This is a genomic window from Nocardia cyriacigeorgica GUH-2 (assembly GCF_000284035.1).
GTDB classification, from domain to species: domain Bacteria; phylum Actinomycetota; class Actinomycetes; order Mycobacteriales; family Mycobacteriaceae; genus Nocardia; species Nocardia cyriacigeorgica_B.
This window is the reverse complement of the sequence record NC_016887.1, coordinates 5,387,635-5,406,892: the sequence shown is the minus strand read 5'-3', so window position 1 is coordinate 5,406,892 and position 19,258 is coordinate 5,387,635. Positions and strand designations below refer to the sequence as shown.

The 19,258-nt window shown below is 71.0% G+C and carries 1 protein-coding gene (cut by a window edge); it reads left to right on the top strand.

Going from position 1 to position 19,258, the window contains the following annotated elements:
- Positions 1–19,258, top strand: partial view of a non-ribosomal peptide synthetase gene (locus NOCYR_RS24215; protein WP_014353045.1) — the 3' portion only. Its footprint begins 6,083 nt before the window's first position; only the last 19,258 of its 25,341 coding nucleotides appear in the window; its start codon lies off the left edge, out of view; it ends in the stop codon at positions 19,256–19,258.

Genomic DNA, 19,258 nt, shown 5'->3' with positions numbered 1-19,258 from the left:
GCAGCCGTCGCAGCGTGGGGGAGTTGTCGAGTTCGCGGTCACCCCTGAGGTTTCCGAGGGGCTGCGTGCGCTGGCACGGCGGGGGAGTGCGTCGCTGTTCATGGTGGTGCATGCCGCGTTCGCGGCGACGCTGGGGCGGTTGAGCGCGAGCAGCGATATCGTCGTCGGCACGCCCGTGGGCGGGCGCGGCGAGCGGGAGCTGGACGCGCTCATCGGCATGTTCGTCAATACCGTGGTGCTGCGCTGCGAGGTGCGGCCCGAGGCCACCTTCACCGAACTGCTGGACGCGGTGCGCGACGCCGATCTCGCGGCCTTCGCCCATGCCGAGCTGCCGTTCGAGCAGCTGGCCGAGACCATGGACGTGGACCGGACCAGCGGTGCGCATCCGCTGTTCCAAGTGATGCTGAGCTTCGGCGAGCAGCGTGGCGCGGCGGCGGCGATCGAGCTGCCCGGGCTGCGGGTACAGCCGGTGGATATCGCCGACGAGACCGTCAAGTTCGATCTGCACCTGGTGGTCACCGACGCCGACGCCACCGCGCTGAGCGGCAGCCTGCGCTACGCCACCGATCTGTTCGACGCCGCCACCATCGAATCGCTGACCACGCGATTCCTGCGGGTACTCACCGCGATAGCCGCCGATCCGGAGGTTCGGGTGGGCGATATCGAATTACTCGACGAGGCCGAACGCGCGCGGGTACTCGCTGGCTGGAATGAGACGGACCACCCGCTGCCCGCCGAGACGCTCGCGGACCTGTTCGCCGAACAGGCCGCGCGCACCCCGCAGGCGCCCGCGATCACCTTCGACGGGACTCCCGCCGGCCGGACAACGGATCAGCCCGTCTCGGTCTCTGGCGAAACGCTGTCCTACGGTGAGTTCGCGGCGCGGGTCAATCGGCTCGCCCGCTATCTGATCGAGCGGGGCGTCGGCCCGGAGACCCTGGTAGCGCTGGGGATGCGTCGCTCCATCGACCTCGTCGTCGGCATGTACGCGGTGACGGTGGCCGGTGGTGGTTACGTGCCGCTGGATCCGGATCATCCGGCCGAGCGCACCGCCCACATCCTCGACACCGCCGCACCACTGTTCGTCCTCACCTCGGGCACGGACCTCGATGTCGTGGCCGAGCAGATCCGCATCGATGAACTCGAGCTCACGGGATACTCGCCCGCCCCGGTGACCGACGCCGACCGACGGGCCCCGCTGCGGCCCTCCAACACCGCCTACGTGCTGTTCACCTCCGGCTCCACCGGCCGCCCCAAGGGGGTGGCGATGAGTCACGGCGCCATCGTCAACCGGCTGCGCTGGATGCAGTCGGCCTACGTGGCCATCGACTCCACCGACGCACTGCTGCAGAAGACCCCCGCCACCTTCGACGTCTCGGTGCCGGAGTTCTTCTGGCCCTTGCAGGTCGGCGCGCGCATGGTGCTCGCCAAGCCGGACGGCCATCGCGACCCGGTCTACCTGGCCGATCTGATGCGCCGTGAATCCATCACCGTCGCGCATTTCGTGCCGTCCATGCTGGCCGCGTTCGTCGCCGAGGAGCAGGACGTCCCCACCCTGCGCCACATCTTCTGCTCCGGCGAAACCCTGCCCGCCGCCATCGCCCACCGCGCCCGCGCGGTGACCGGCGCCCGCGTGCACAACATGTACGGCCCCACCGAGACGGCCGTGGAGATCACCGCCCACGAGGTGACCGACGCCGACGACACCGTGCTGCCCATCGGCGGCCCGGTGTGGAACAGCCAGGCCTACGTCCTCGACACCCGCCTGCGCCCCGTCCCCGCCGGTGTTCCCGGCGAGCTGTACCTGGCCGGCGCCCAGCTCGCCAACGGCTACCTCGCCCGCCCCGACCTGACCGCCGACCGCTTCCTCGCCAACCCCTTCGGCGCCCCTGGCACCCGCATGTACCGCACCGGCGACCTGATGACCTGGACCGCCGACGGCGAACTGAACTTCCTCGGCCGCACCGACTTCCAGGTGAAGGTGCGCGGCCTGCGCATCGAACTGGGCGAAGTGGAGGCGGCGCTGCTGGCCCTCCCATCGGTCGCCCAGGCAGTGGTCCTGGTGCGCGACGACCACGGGACCGGGCCACAGCTCGTGGCGTATCTGGTGCCCGACCCTGCCACCGCGTCGACCGGCGCGGCGCTCGATGGCCCGGTGGCGTCCGGACCCGCGCGCACCAACCTTCTCGATGCCGACTCCCTCCGCACCGAACTCTCCCGCACGCTCCCCGCGTACATGATCCCGAGCGGCTTCGTCGTGCTCGACGCGCTGCCCGTGAACGCCTCCGGCAAGCTGGACCGCAAGGCGCTGCCTGCCCCGGCTGTGGCGCCCGTGGAGTTCGTCGCGCCGACAGGACCTGCGGAAACCCTTGTGGCCGAGGTCTTCACCGCGTTGCTCGGCGTGCAGCAGGTCGGCGCGGGTGACGACTTCTTCGGGCTCGGCGGCAATTCGCTCATCGCCACCCAGCTCGCCTCGCGCCTCAGCAAGGCGGCGGGCACGCGGGTTCCGGTGCGCGCGGTGTTCGATGCGCCGACGGTGCGTGAGCTGGCGCGCCTGATCGAGGCGGACACGGCGGACGCATCGCCCTCCCGCCCGCCGCTGACGGCTCAGGACCGCACCGCCCCCATCCCGCTGTCGATCGCCCAGCAGCGCATGTGGTTCCTCAACCGGTTCGACACCGATAGCGCCGGCTACAACATCCCCTTCGCGCTGCGGCTCACCGGCCCGCTCGATGTGGCGGCCCTGAGCGCCGCCATCGACGACGTCATCGCTCGCCACGAAACCCTGCGTACCGTCTACCCGGAACACGACGGCACCGCATCGCAACTCGTGCTCCCCGCCGCCGACCCGCTGGCCCTCGAGCCGCGCCCGGTCACGGCCGCCGAGCTGCCGCAGCTTGTGGCAGCCGCCGCGCAGACCGGCTTCGACGTGACCAGCGAGGTGCCGCTCCGCATCGAGCTGCTGCGGGTGACCGAGCAGGCACCCGACCACACCGACACCCACGTCCTGCTGTTCGTCATCCACCACATCGCCGCCGACGGCTGGTCCTTCGCCCCGCTCACCCGCGATCTGGCCCTCGCCTACCTCGCGCGTTCCGCAGGCACCGCACCGGAATTCACCCCGCTCCCACTCCAGTACGCCGATTTCGCACTCTGGCAGCGCAAGGCCCTCGGCAGCCCGGATGACCCGAATTCCGCCCTGTCCCAGCAGCTCACGTACTGGACCGACCGCCTCGCCGGCCTCCCCGATGTGATCACTCTCCCGTCGGACCGCCCGCGCCCCGCCATTGCCTCCAACCGTGGCGCCGCCCGCACCGCCCGCCTCGACGCGGCACTGCATCGCCGCATCCAGGAGCTCGCCGCCGACCATCGCGCCACCCCCTTCATGGTGCTGCACGCCGCGCTGGCGACGTTGCTCGCGCGCCTGGCCGGCACCGACGACGTCGTGATCGGCACCCCGGTAGCCGGTCGCGGTGATCAGGCGCTCGACGATCTGGTCGGCATGTTCGTCAACACCCTTGTCCTGCGGACCGAGGTGCGCCCGGACACCACCGCGACCGAACTGCTCGCCCAGGTCAGGTCGGTCGACGTGGCCGCTTTCGAGCACGCCGACGTCCCGTTCGAGCAGCTGGTCGACGCCCTGAATCCGGTGCGTTCCCAGGCCCACGCCCCGCTCTATCAGGTGGCGTTGACGCTGCAGAACCAGTCCAAACCCGATCTGCGGCTCGACCGCCTCGCCATCACCGCCCTCGAGGTGGATGCCGCGCCGATCCAGCTCGATCTGGACTGGACGCTGACCGACCGCTACACCGCCGACGGCACCCCCGACGGCATCGACGTCCACCTGCACTACGCGCTCGACCTCTTCGACGACGCCACCGCCACCCGCTTCCTGGCGGCGTTCGACCAGGTCCTGCGCGCCCTTGTCGACACCCCGGACGTGCGCGTCGGCGAACTCGACCTGCTCTCGCCCGCCGAGCGCGACCTGCTGCTGACCGCATGCAACGCCACCGACCAGGTGGTCCCGGTCGAAACCCTCGACGACATGCTCGCCGCCCGCATCGCCGCCACCCCCGACGCCATCGCCGTGCGGTTCGAGGGTGAGGCCCTGACCTACGCCGAGCTGGGTTCGCGGGTGAACCGCCTGGCTCGCAAGCTCATCGCGGAAGGTGCCGGTCCGGAGACCATCATCGGGCTCGGTGCGCTGCGCTCGATCGACATGCTCGTGGTGATGTACGCGATCGTGCGCACGGGCGCGGCCTACGTACCGATCGACCCCGAGCATCCGGCCGAGCGCATGGCCCACGTCATCGCCGCAGCGGCGCCGCTGCTGGTGGTGCAGGCGGGCGGTGCGCGGCTACCGGAACTCGCAGTGCCCGTGCTGGATTACGCGACGCTCGACCTGTCGAGCTTCGCCGGTGCGCCGGTCACCGATGCCGACCGCAGGCGTCCGCTGCGCCCGGACAACGCCGCCTATGTGCTGTTCACCTCCGGCTCCACCGGGCGCCCCAAGGGTGTGTCGATCTCGCACCGCGCCATCACCAACCAGTTGCGCTGGCTGGAATCCAGGTACGAGATCTCCAGCAACGATCGGTTGTTGCAGCGCGCACCGCTGACCTTCGACGTGTCGGTCTGGGAGTGCTTCTTGCCGATCGCGGTCGGCGCCCCGCTGATCGTCGCGCGCCCGAGCGGCCACCTGGACCTGGAGTACCTGGCCGGGCTGCTGCGTGAGCATCTCGTCACCTTCGCCGAATTCGTCCCGTCGGTGCTGGCGGCGCTGATCGGCGAAGGCATGGGCGACGCGCTCGCCTCGCTGCGGCACCTGCACTGCGGCGGTGAGGCGCTCACCCCGGATCTGCTGGCCGCCCTGCGCGACGGTTTCCCCGGCGCGGTGCACAACTCCTACGGCCCCACCGAGGCCGCGATCTCGGCGGTGTTCCACGAGTTCACCGACCCGGATCACGACTCCGACCGCGACGTGGCGATCGGCCGCCCGTGCTGGAACACCCGCGCCTACGTGCTGGACGCGCGGCTGCGTCCGGTGCCGATCGGCGTCACCGGCGAGCTGTATCTGGCGGGGGATCAGCTGGCTCGCGGATATCAGGGGCGTTCCGCGCTCACCGCGGAACGCTTTGTCGCCGACCCCTTCGGTGCCCCGGGACGGTTGATGTACCGCACCGGCGATCTGGTGCGCTGGAACCGGCACGGCGATCTGGTGTATCTGGGTCGCAACGATTTCCAGGTCAAGCTGCGTGGTCAGCGCATCGAGCTGGGGGAGATCGAGGCCGCGCTGACCGCCGTCGCGGGTGTGCGGAATGCGGCGGTCGTCGCGGCGCGCGATGTGTCGGGGCAGGACTGCCTGGTCGGCTACGTCAGCGGTGAGGAACTGTCGGCCGACGACGTCCTGGCCCAGGTCCGCGACCGGCTGCCCGCCTACATGGTGCCCGCACACCTGCTGGTGCTCGACCAGATGCCGCTGACCACCGCGGGCAAACTCGACCGTAAGGCGCTGCCCGCCGTCGAGGTCACCGCCGCCGGCGCCGCCTTCCGCGCCCCGCGTGAGGGTGCCGAAACGGTGCTGGCCGCGTTGATCGCCGACCTGATCGGCGCCACCACCCCGATCGGCGCCGATGACGATTTCTTCGCCCGCGGCGGCAATTCACTGCTGGCCATGCGGCTGGTGGCGCGCGCCAATGCGGCGCTCGGTGCGGCGTTGACGGTGCGCGAGGTGTTCGAGGCGCCGACCGTCGCCGGCCTCGCGGCGCGCGTCACGACCGAGGTGACCCCGCGCCCGGAACTGGTGGCGGGCCCACGTCCGGACCGGATTCCGTTGTCGCTGGCGCAGACCCGGATGTGGCTGCTCAACCGCATCGACTCGGATTCGGCGGTCTACAACATCCCGATCACCATCCGGTTGACCGGCGAGCTGAACGTGCCCGCCCTGGCCGCCGCCCTGCGGGACGTGGTGGGCCGGCACGAGTCGCTGCGCACGATCTTCCCCGCCGACGCCGACGGTCCCACCCAGGTCGTGCTCGACACCATCCCGGACGGCGAACTGGCGTTGCGCCCCATCGAGGTTCCCGAAGCCGACCTGATGGAATCGGTGCTCGCCGCCGTCTCCGGTGGTTTCGACCTCCGCACTCGCATCCCGGTCCGGGCGACCCTGCTGCGCACCGCGCCCGGCGAGCATGTGCTGGCGGTCGTGGTCCACCACATCGCCGCCGACGGCGTATCGACCGCACCGCTGGCCCGCGATCTGATGACGGCCTACGCCGCCCGCACCGCGGGCACCGCCCCCGCGTGGTCGCCGCTGCCGGTCCAGTACGCCGATTTCACGCTGTGGCAGCATGCCGCCCTCGGTTCGGCCGACGACCCGGATTCCGCGCTGGCCGCCCAGATCACGCATTGGCGCGAGGAACTCGCCGGCCTGGCGCCGGTGCTGGAACTGCCCACCGATCGTCCCCGGCCCGCCGTGGCCTCGGGTCGCGGCGCGGCCGTGGAGTTCACCGTCGGCGCCGAACTGGCCGGCCGCATCAACGAAGTGGCCACTGCCCATGGTGTTTCGGCGTTCATGGTCGTGCACGCCGCCTACGCCGCACTGCTGAGCCGGCTGGCCGGGGTGGACGACATCGCCATCGGCACCCCGGTCGCCGGGCGAGCCGAAGCGGCGCTGGACGACTTGGTCGGCATGTTCGTCAACACCCTGGTGCTGCGGACCCGCGTCGACGCCGACCGCTCGTTCGCCGAGCTGCTCGCCGAGGTCCGCGCAGTCGATGTGCGCGCCTTCGCCCACGCTGAGCTGCCGTTCGAGCGTCTGGTCGATGAGCTGGATCCGGTGCGGTCGCAGGCGCATTCGCCGATCGTGCAAACCCTGCTCACCTACGAACATCATGAGCCCACCGTGCTGCGGTTGCCCGGTCTCGAGGTTTCGGCGTATCCCATCGACAACCGAGTCGCGCAGTTCGATCTCGCGCTCGAGCTGAGCGAACAGGCCGAGGCCGGCGCCACCGTCCTGCGCGGAGTGCTGCGGTACGCCACCGATCTGTTCGACCGGTCGACCGCGCACTCGGTCGCCGCGCGGTTCGTGCGGGTGCTCGAGACCGTCATCGCGGCGCCGGAAGTGCCCGTGGGCGAGATCGACTTGCTCGACGACGCCGAACGCGCCGCACTCGCCCGCTGGAACGACACGGCCCATCCGGTCGACCCAGCGGCCACGCTGGCCTCGCTGTTCGAGGCCCAGGTCGCGCGTACTCCCGAGGCAATCGCTGTCACCGTCGACGGCACTGCGTCCGGGGTCGCGAACCTGACCTACGCCGAATTCGCCGGCCGCGTCCACCGCATGGCGCGCTGGCTGGCCGACCAGGGCGTCGGCTCGGAATCGGTGGTGGCGCTGGGCATGCGCCGCTCGCTGGATCTGGTGACGGCCATGTACGCCGTCGTGGCTGCGGGCGCGGCCTACCTACCGCTGGACCCGGACCATCCGGCCGAACGCACCGAATACGTGCTCGCCACCGCCCGCCCGGTCCTCGTGCTCACCTCCGGCCTCGATCTCGATGCCGGCATCACCCGCCAGGTGCGCATCGACCGGCTCGACCTGTCCGGCTATTCCGCGCACCCGCTGACCGCCGCCGACCGCATCGGCGCGCTCACCCCCGGCAATACCGCCTACCTCATCTTCACCTCCGGCTCCACCGGTCGCCCCAAGGGCGTCGCGGTGCCGCACCACGCCATCGTCAACCGGTTGGTGTGGATGCAGGAGCAGTACGCGCTGACGGCCGCCGACACGGTGGTGCAGAAGACCCCGGCCACCTTCGATGTCTCGGTGTGGGAGTTCTTCTGGCCGCTCCAGGTCGGCGCGCGCCTGGTCGTCGCCCGGCCGGACGGGCACCGCGATCCCGTCTACCTCGACCGCCTGATCCGCGAGCAGCGGATCACCGTCGCCCACTTCGTGCCGTCGATGCTGGCGGTATTCCTGGAGACCGCGAGTCGTGCGGCGCTGCGCCTGTTGTTCGCCTCCGGTGAAGCCCTGCCCGCCGCTACCGCACAACGCGCCCGCGAGCTGACCGGCGCCGCGGTGCACAACCTCTACGGCCCGACCGAGGCGGCCGTCGACGTGACGTTCCACGAGGTCACCGACGACGACCTGGTCTCCGTGCCGATCGGCCGCCCGGTATTCAATACCGCTCTGCTGGTGCTCGATTCGCGCTTGCGCCGGGTGCCGCCCGGCGTGGCGGGTGAGCTGTACCTGAGCGGTGCGCAGCTGGCCTCCGGCTATGTGGCCCGGCCCGACCTGACCTCGGAGCGTTTCGTCGCCAACCCTTTCGGCGCACCCGGCGAGCGCATGTACCGCACCGGCGATCTCGTGCGCCAGCGCCTCGACGGCGAGGTGGAATACCTGGGCCGCACCGACTTCCAGGTCAAACTGCGCGGCCTGCGCATCGAACTGGGCGAGATCGAGAACGCCCTGACCGATCTGGACGCGGTGCGGCGGGCCGTGGTCGTGGTGCGCTCGGATGCCCGCCTCGGCGACCAGCTGGTCGCCTACGTGGTCACGGCCGGCGAAGTCGACACCGAGACGATCCGCACCGAACTCGCCGCCGAACTGCCCGCATATATGGTCCCTGCGGCTTTCGTCGTGCTCGACGAGTTCCCGCTGAACTCCTCCGGCAAGCTCGACCGCCGAGCCCTGCCCGCCCCGGCGTTCACCGCCGCGACATTCCGTGAGCCGGCGCCCGGCCTGGAACAGACCGTCGCCACGCTGGTCGGCGACCTGCTCGGCCTCGACCGGGTGGGTGCCGACGACGACTTCTTCGCCCTCGGCGGCAACTCCCTCATCGCCACCCGGCTGGCGGCGCGGCTCGGCGCCGAACTCGACGCCGAGATCCCGGTGCGGTTGCTGTTCGAGGCGCCCACGGTGGCGGGGCTGGCAGCGCGGGTGGCGGGGTTGCGCGGCAGCGGCGCCAAGATCGCGCCGACTCGCCGGGAACGCCCGGAGACCGTGCCGCTGTCGCTCGCGCAGCAGCGCATGTGGTTCCTCAACCGGTTCGATCCGGAGGAGACCGTCAACAACATCCCGGTCGCCATCCGGCTCACCGGCCATCTCGACACCGATGCCCTCACCGCCGCCATCGCCGATGTGGTGGGCAGGCACGAAACCCTGCGCACCGTCTACCCGGACATCGACGGCGTGGGCAGTCAGCGGGTGCTCGAGCCGGCGCAGGTGCCGCCCGTCGTCACCCTCGCGGTCGGATCCATCCCCGAATTCGTCGGCACCCCGTTCGACGTGACGCGCGCTGTCCCGGTCCGCATCGGCCTGGCCCGGGTCGAGGCCGGTGAGCACATCCTGGTGCTGGTGGTGCACCACATCGCCGCCGACGGATTCTCGATGGCGCCGCTGGCCCGCGATATCGCGACCGCCTACGCCGCCCGCACCGCCGGTCGCGCGCCCGGCTGGCCGGAACTTCCGGTGCAGTACGCCGATTACGCCCTGTGGCAACGCGAAACCCTCGGCGCCGAAGACGATCCGACGACGCCGGCCGCGGCGCAGCTCGCCTACTGGCAGCAGACCTTGCGTGGCCTGCCCGCCCAGCTCGACCTGCCCGCCGACCGCCCCCGTCCCGCCATCGCCTCGCACGCGGGCGCCACCGTCGGCATCGGCCTGAGTGCCGAACTCGGCGAACGCATCGCCGACCTGGCCGCCCGCACCGGCAGCACCCCGTTCATGGTGGTGCACACCGCGTTCGCGGTGCTGCTGGCCCGGCTGTCGGGCACCAGTGATATCGCGATCGGCGCACCCGTCGCTGGTCGTGGTGACGCCGCCCTGGACGATCTGGTCGGCATGTTCGTCAACACGGTGGTGTTGCGCACCGAGGTCGACGCCGCCACCGGTTTCGCCGAGCTGCTGCGCCGGGTCCGCGACCGCGACCTGGCCGCCTTCGCCCACGCCGAGCTGCCCTTCGAACGGCTGGTGGAGGTGCTGGATCCACCGCGCTCGCAGGCCAGGCATCCGCTGTTCCAGGTCGCGCTGTTCTTCCAGAACCTGGAACCGGTGCGGCTGGAACTCGACGGGCTCACCATCAGCGAAGTCGACCCCGGTCACGACACGATCCGCTTCGATCTGCAGCTGACCGTCACCGACGACGAATTCCGGTTCGGCTACGCCACCGACCTTTTCGACGCCGATACCGTCATCGGATTCGGTACCCGGCTGCTGCGGCTGTTGAACGCGGCGGCCGCCGAGCCGGACCGTCCGGTCGGCGATATCGATCTGTTCACCGCCGGGGAACGCCACCGGGTGCTCACCGAATGGAACGATTCGGCGCACACCGCCTACGTCCCGGAACTGCTGCTCGACGAGTTCGAGGCGCAGGCCGCCGCGACGCCCGAGGATCGGGCGCTGGTCTACGTCCCCGATGACGGCACCCCGGCGATCACCCTCGGCTACGGCGAACTCGACAGCCGCGCCAACCGGCTGGCCCGCCACCTCATCGGTCTCGGCGTCGGCCCGGAATCCCTGGTGGCCTTGTCGATTCGCCGGTCCATCGACCTGGTGATCGCGATGTACGCGGTGGTCAAGGCGGGCGGCGCGTATGTGCCGATCGACCCGGATCATCCGGCCCAGCGCATCGCCCACATCCTCGACACCGCCCAGCCGGCCGCCCTGCTGACCACCGAACGCGACCGCATCGATGTCGGCTACCAGGGGCCGACGGTCTGCGTCGACACCGTCGAACTCGACCTGTCCGACGAGCCGATCGCCACCGGTGAACGGACCGGGGTCCTGCTGCCGCAGCATCCGGCCTACGTCATCTTCACCTCGGGGTCGACCGGTAAACCCAAGGGCGTCACCGTCTCGCACGCGGCGATCGTGAACCAGCTGAACTGGATGCAGGCGCAGTACCGGCTCGACGGGGACGACGTCTATCTCCAGAAGACCGCCACCACCTTCGATGTGTCGCTGTGGGGCTACTTCCTGCCGTTGCGGGTGGGTGCGACCGTCGTGCTCGCCACGCCGGACGGGCACCGCGATCCCGGCTATCTGGCGGAGACGATCGGCGAATACAGCGTCACCGTCACCGATTTCGTGCCGTCGATGCTGAGTGTGTTCGCCGCGCACGTAGAGTCCGCCGGGCTCACTCCGGCCCTGTCCACTCTGCGCACGGTGTTCGTCATCGGTGAGGCCCTGCCCGCCGAGACCGTGCGGGCCTTCGGCGCGGTGAGCACGGCCGCGCTGCACAACCTGTACGGACCCACCGAGGCGGCGGTCAGCATCACCTACCGCGAGGTCACCGGGGAGGTCGAGCGCACCGTCATGCCGATCGGCAACCCCGAATGGAACAGCCGGGTGTACGTGCTGGACGCGCGGCTGCGGCCGACGTTGCCCGGCGTCGCGGGTGAGCTGTATCTGGCCGGCACGCAGTTGGCGCGCGGCTATCACGGCCGTCCGGCCATCACCGCCGACCGGTTCGTCGCGAACCCCTTCGGCGAGCCGGGCGAACGGATGTACCGCACCGGCGATCTGGTGCGCTGGGAGCACACCGCGACCGGCGCCGAACTGGTGTATCTGGGCCGCACCGACTTCCAGGTGAAGTTCCGTGGCCAGCGCATCGAACTCGGGGAGATCGAGGCCGTGCTCGCCGCAGCCCCCGGGGTCGCGCAGGCCGCGGCCCGCGTCGCCGCTGAACACCTGGTCGGTTACGTGACCGTCCTGCCGGGCGCGACCGTCCACGAGGACGAACTGCTGCGGGTCGCGGCCGCGACGCTCCCGTCGTACATGCTGCCCTCGACGGTCATGGTGCTCGAATCCTTCCCGCTCAATGCCTCCGGCAAGCTCGACCGCGCCGCCCTGCCCGACCCGGTGTTCGACCGCACCGCCTATCGCGCACCGGTGACCTCGGCCGAACGGCTGGTGGCCGAGGCCTTCGAGGCCGTGCTCGGCGTCTCGCCCGTCGGTGTCGATGACGGGTTCTTCGATCTCGGCGGCAACTCGCTGTCGGCCACCCGGGTGCTGGCGCGGCTGGGGGAGCGGCTGGGCCGGCGGGTGCCGGTGAGGTTGCTGTTCGAGGCGCCCACCGTGCACGGGCTGGCGGCCCGGCTCGGCGAGGCCGGTGAGCTGGCCATCGAGTTGATCGCGGGCCCGCGTCCGGAGCGCATTCCGCTGGCGCCGGTGCAGCGCGGTATGTGGTTCCTCAACCGGCTCGATCCCGCCTCGGCCGCGCACAACATCCCGGTGGCGGTGCGCATTCGCGGCGAACTCGATACCGCCGCGCTGGTCGGAGCTTTCGATGACGTGATCGCGCGGCACGAAGCGCTGCGCACCATCTACCCCGTCGACGACGCGGGCACCGGTCATCAGGTCGTGCTGCCGGCCGAATCCGCGAACGTCGGTCTGCGTGTCGAAACCCTCGACGGTGCCGTTGCGGACCGGATCGCCGCATTCATCGGCGCCGGATTCGATGTCACCACCGAGGTCCCGGTCCGCGCGGTGCTGCTGCGGGAAAACCCCAGTACCCACGTCCTCGTCGCGGTGGTGCACCACATCGCCGCCGACGGCTATTCGATGAATCCGCTGCTGCGCGATCTGCTGGCCGCCTACCTCGCCCGCGTGCTCGACAGCACCCCGCTGTGGCCGCAGCTGCCGGTGCAATACGCCGATTACGCGCTGTGGCAGCACAACACCGTCGCCGCGGTGGCCGACGAACAACTGGCGTACTGGACGCAGACGCTGCGGGACCTGCCCGAAGAATTGGCCCTGCCGATGGACCGGCCGCGCCCCGCCGTCGCCTCCAAGCGCGGTGCGAGCATCCGGGCCCGCATCGGCGGTGAGGTCGGCGCCCGCGTGCGGGAGCTGGCGGTGCGGCACAAGGCCACGCCGTTCATGGTGCTGCATGCGGCGCTCGCGACCTTGCTTGTGCGGCTGTCGGGCAGTACCGATATCGCCATCGGCACCCCGGTGGCCGGTCGCGGCGCCGCGGCGCTGGACGATCTGGTCGGCATGTTCGTCAACACCCTGGTGTTGCGCACCCGCGCCGACCGCACGCTCACCTTTGCCGAACTGCTCGACCACACCCGCGAGACCGACCTGGCGGCCTTCGCCCATACCACCGTGCCGTTCGACCAGGTGGTCGACGCGCTCGGCGTCGAACGCTCCCAGTCCCGGCATCCGCTGTTCACGGTGGCGCTGAACTACCTGAACACCGGGTCCGGGACCTTCACCGTGCCCGGCCTGGAGCTGACGCCGGTGCCGTTCGACGAACCGGTGGCCCGCTTCGATCTCCAGTTCACCGTCGCCGCCGAACCCGACGACGACGGCCACCTCGGCGTCGAACTCGACTACGCCACCGACCTGTTCGACCGCAGCACCGCCGCCGGTCTGCTGCGCCGCTTCGGCCGCCTGCTCGGTGTGCTGACCGCCGACCCCGACCGCCCCATCGGCGCGGCCGAACTGCTCGCCCCGCTCGAACGCGCGCAACTGCTGGCCCGCCGCGGTGCGGCGCCGGTTCCGCCGTGCACGCTGGCCCAGCTCATCGCGAGCGCCGTCGTCGCCGATCCGGACGCCGTCGCGGTCGTCGCGGGCGGCCGGGAACTGACCTACCGGGCCATGGACGAGCAGTCCTCGCGGTTGGCACGGCTGCTCATCGCCGCGGGTGTCGGTGCCGAAGACGTGGTGGCCGTGGCCATCGCGCGATCGGCCGAGTCGATGCTCGCGGTATGGGCGGTGGCCAAGACCGGCGCGGCCTTCGTCCCGGTCGATCCGACCTATCCCGCCGAGCGCATCACCCACATGCTGGCCGATTCCGGGGCCGTGCTCGGCCTCACCACACTGGCCGCGCGCGCGGACCTGCCCGGCGACGTCGAGTGGCTGGTGCTCGACGCCCCCGACACGGCCACCCGGCTGTGGCAGGCCAGTCCCGCGCCGATCGCCGCGACCGAACTGGTGCGCCGCGTGCGGGTCACCAACCCGGCCTGGATGATCTACACCTCCGGGTCGACCGGGCTGCCGAAGGGTGTGGTCGCGACGCAGGAGGGCATCGCCGGAGTCGCGGTGGCGCAACGGGATCGGTACCAGGTCACCTCGGACGCGCGGGTGCTGCACGTCGCCTCACCCAGTTTCGACGCCTCCATGCTGGAACTGCTGCTCGCGCTCGCCGCGGGCGCGACCCTGGTGATCGCCCCGGCCGGCGTGTACGGCGGCAGCGAACTGACCGCGCTCATCCGGGACCAGCGGGTGAGCCATGCGTTCCTCACGCCGGCCGTTCTGCAGACGCTCGATCCCGCCGAACTCGGCTGCCTGGTCCGGCTGACGGTCGGCGGCGAGTCGTTCGGCCCCGATGTGGTGCGCCGCTGGGCCGACGAGAACCGCCAGTTCTTCAACACCTACGGCCCGACCGAAACCACCATCATCACCACGATCAGCGCGCCCATGCGGCCCGGCGACCCGTTCGATATGGGCACCCCGATCCACGGCATGTCCGCGGTGGTGCTCGATGAACGACTCCAGCCGGTGCCGGTGGGTGTCACGGGTGAGCTGTATCTACGCGGTCCGGGCCTGGCCCGCGGCTACCACGCGCGGTCGGCGCTGACCGCACAGCGATTCATCGCCGACCCCTATGGTCCCGCCGGTGGACGGCTGTACCGCACCGGCGATCTGGTGCGCTGGACGACGTCGGGCGCGATCCAGTACGTCGGCCGCTCCGACCAGCAGGTGAAGGTGCGTGGGTTGCGCATCGAACTCGGTGAGATCGATGCGGTGCTGGCCGCCCATCCGAGTGTGGAATACGCCGTCACCGTGGGTCATACCGATAGCGCGGGCACGGTGTCGCTGGTGTCCTACGTCGTCGCCGCTCCCGGCCGGACCATCGACACCGCCGCCCTCACCGCCCACGCCGCCAAGTCGCTCACCGCCTACATGGTGCCCAGCGCGATCATGGTGCTCGACGAGCTCCCGCTGACGCCGGTCGGGAAACTGGACCGGAAGGCCCTGCCGGAACCGGAGTTCCGCACCGCCGAGTTCCGCGCGCCGAGCACGGACACCGAGCGCACGGTAGCGGCCGTCATCGCCGGAGTGCTCGATGGCGAATCGGATTCCGTAGGCCTAGATGACGACTTCTTCGCCCTCGGTGGAAACTCCCTCACCGCAACCCAATTGGCCGCCCGCCTCGGCAGCGCGGTCGGCGTCTCCGTCGGCGTCCGCACGATCTTCGAGAATCCGACGGTCGCCGCCCTCGCTGCCGTCCTCGATGACGCCCGGGGCAGCGCCGAACCGGCCCGTCCGGTGCTGGCCCGCCGCACCGACGACGGCCCGGTCCCGCTTTCGCTGGCCCAGCAGCGCATGTGGTTCCTCAACCGCCTGGACCGCCAGTCCACCGCCTACAACATCCCGCTGGCCGTGCGGCTGTCCGGCGCGCTCGATATCGCGGCCCTCAATGCCGCCATCACCGATGTGGTGCAGCGCCATGAGGTGTTGCGCACCGTGTACCCGCAGCGACCGGACGGTCCGGTGCAGGTGGTGTTGCCGATCGAGCAGGCGGGTACGCCGGTGCTGGCGCCGATCGCGGTGACCGCCGACGATCTGGGCGCCGCCGTCGCGGATTTCGTCGGCGACGGTTTCGACGTGACCGCTACCGTGCCGATCCGCGCCCGGCTGCTCGCCCTCGGCCCGAACGAGCACGTGCTGGTCGTGGTCGTGCATCACATCGCCGCCGACGGGTCCTCGCTGGCCCCGCTGGCCCGCGACGTGATGCTCGCCTACGCCGCCCGCAAACACGGCGCCGCACCCGACTGGGCGCCGCTGCCCGTGCAGTACGCCGATTACAGCCGCTGGCAGCGTGAACTGCTCGGCAGCGAGGACGATCCCGGCTCGCTGATCTCCCGTCAGCTCGCCTACTGGACCGAGGCGCTGGCCGGGCTACCCGCCCAGCTGGCCCTGCCGACCGACCGGCCGCGTCCCGCCGTCGTCGCCACTCAGGGCAGGCACCTCGATTTCAGCATCGACGCCGCCCTGCACGCCCGGCTCGCCGAACTCGGCCGCGACGCCGGCGCCACGCTGTTCATGGTCACCCACGCCGCGTTCGCGGTGCTGCTGGCCCGGTTGTCGGGAACCACCGATATCGCGGTCGGCACACCCGTCGCCGGACGGGGTGAGGCGGCGCTGGACGAGGTCGTCGGCATGTTCGTCAACACCCTCGTGCTCCGCGCGCAGGTCGAACCGGGCGCCGGTTTCACCGATCTGCTCGACCGCGTCCGCGCCACCGACGTCGCCGCCTTCGCCCACGCCGACGTCCCCTTCGAGCGGCTGGTCGAGGTGCTCAACCCGGAACGCTCCACTGCCCGGCATCCGCTGTTCCAGGTCGGATTCTCCTTCCACAACCAGGTCGAAGCCGATTTCGCGCTCGACGGATTGACCGTCACCGCAGCCGATTTCGACTCCGAAGTCGCCCAGTTCGATCTGCACCTTGTGGTCACCGACCGCTACCACGCCGACGGCACCCCCGCCGGTATGGCGGCCTCGCTCACCTACGCCACGGCGCTGTTCGACGAATCCACCGTCGCGGGGTTCGCGGGCAGGCTGCACCGGTTGCTCACCGCGATCTGCGCGGCCCCGCAGACGCCGGTCGGTGATCTCCCGCTGCTGGATCCCGCCGAATTCGAACGCGTCCTGCGGGTCTGGAACGCGGCCGAGCACGAATTCGCGCCCGCGCTGCTCACCACGGCCTTCGAGGCGCAGGTGTCGCGCACACCCGGCGCGATCGCGCTGCTCACCGCCGACACCGCCCTCACCTATGCCGACTTCGGCGCGAGGGTCAACCAGCTCGCCCGCGTGCTCATCGACCGCGGCGTCGGGCCGGAAACGCTGGTAGCGGTGGCGATGCCGCGCGGTATCGACCTGCTGATCGCGCTGTACGCGGTGGTGACGGCCGGCGGCGCCTACGTCCCGCTCGACCCGGCGCATCCGCGGGAGCGCACGGCCGCGGTCCTCGCGGCGGCCGCACCGGCGCTGGTCCTCACCTCGGGCCGCGCGCCGATGCCGTTGCCGGAGCCGATCGAGACTCCCGTGCTCGACATCTGGGACGCCGGCGTCCGCGCGGCCGCAGCCGGACCGGTCCGCGCGCACGAGCGCCGGTCCCCGCTGCTGCCGTCCAACACCGCCTACGTCATCTTCACCTCCGGCTCCACCGGCACCCCCAAGGGCGTGGCGGTCCCGCACGCGGCGGTCGCGCATCAGCTCGACTGGATGCAGGCCGAATACGCGCTCGGCGTGGGCGACGCTGTGCTGCAACTGACCTCGGCCGCGTTCGACCTATCGATCTGGGAACTGTGGTGGGCCACCCGAACCGGCGCCCGCATCGTGCTCGCCCCGCACGGTGCCCAGCGCGATCCGCATCGGGTGCTCGACGTGATCGACCGCGCGGCGGTCACCACGGTGACGCTGGTGCCCTCGCTGCTGGCCATGCTGGCCGAGGCCGCGGGTGGCCGTCCGCTACCTGCCTCGCTGCGCCGGCTGCTGGTGATCGGTGAGGCCCTGCCCGCGGCGACCCTGGACCGGATCGCCGCGAGCACCGGCGCGCGCATCGACAACCTGTACGGCCCCACCGAAGCGGCGGTCTCGGTGACCCGGTTCCGCACCGAGCGCGGCACCCGCGCACCGATCGTGCCCATCGGCACCCCCGAATCCGGCAACCAGGTGTACGTGCTGGACGACCGGCTGCATCCGGTGCCGGCCGGGGTGAGCGGCGAGCTGTATCTCGGCGGCGCCCAGCTGGCCCGGGGCTATCAGCACCGCCCGGACCTGACCGCCGAACGGTTCGTCGCCAATCCGTTCGGTGCGCCCGGCAGCCGGCTCTACCGCACCGGCGATCTGGCGCGCTGGAATGCCGACGGCGATCTGGAATACGTGGAGCGCCGCGATTTCCAGGTCAAGGTGGGTGGGTACCGCATCGAGCTCGCCGAGATCGAGCACGCGCTGCGGTCGCGGCCCGAGGTGGCCGACGCGATCGTGCTCGCCCATCGCGGCGACGGTGACAATGCCATGCTGGTCGGCTATTTCACCGCCGACGAACCGATCGTCGAAGCCGAGTTGCGCACCGCGCTATCGCAATCGCTGCCCAGCTACATGGTTCCGGCCGTGCTGATGCAGCTGCCTGCCTTGCCGCTGACCGCCAACGGCAAGGTCGACCGCAACGCCCTGCCGCGCCCCTCGGTCGGCTCCCGGGCGTTCCGCGCGCCGGTTACCGAGCTGGAACGCACCGTCTGCGAGGTTTTCGGCGACGTGCTCGGAAAGGTGGGCGCCCGTATCGGCCTGGACGACAACTTCTTCGAGCGCGGCGGCAACTCGCTGCTGGCAACCCGCCTGGCCGCACAGCTCGCCGACGCCCTCGGCGAGCAGATCCCGGTCGTCTGGCTGTTCTCCGCCCCCACACCGGCCGGGCTCGTCACCCAGATCGCGAACCGCCGCGCCGGACGTGGACGCATCGACGCCGAGGCCGCCTTCGACGTCCTGCTCCCGCTGCGACCCGGCGGCGCCCGCGAACCCTTGTTCTGCGTGCATCCGGTGGGTGGCGTGGCCTGGTCCTTCGCCGGCCTGGCCGCGCACATCGAACCGGACCGCCCGCTCTACGGGCTGCAATCGCCGGTGCTCGGTTCCGAGGAACCGCAAGCCGGTTCGATCGAGGAATGGGCCCAGCGCTACGTCCGTGAGATCCGCGCCGTGCAGCCGGAAGGCCCCTACCACCTGCTGGGCTGGTCGCTCGGCGGTGTCCTGGCCCACGCCATCGCGGTGCTGCTGCAAGACCAGGGCCAGCATGTCGCGACCCTGGCCATGATGGACAGCGCGCTGACCGCCGAGGTCGACACGACCGCACCGATCCCGGTGGCCGAACTGCTCGGCGGCCTGCTCGGCGACACCGCCGACCGCGAGCTGGACCGCGACCAGCTGGTGGATTACCTGTCCGAGCTGCCGGAACCGTTCGCCTCCTTCGGCGCCGACCGGCTCACCCGGGTCCTGGATTCCGGTGCGGCCTCGCTGCGTCTGATCGCCCGCTACCACCCGCGCCCCTACAAGGGCGAGCTGGTGTATTTCACCGCCGCGGCCGACGACCCCACCGGCGCCATCGGCGCCGCCACCTGGTCCGACGCCGTCGACGGCACCGTCCACAACCACGCCGTCCAGACCACCCACTGGCGGATGACCACCGATGCCGCTCTTGCCCGCATCGGCCACGTCCTCACCAGTCGCTGGACCGACCACGACCGCGCATAA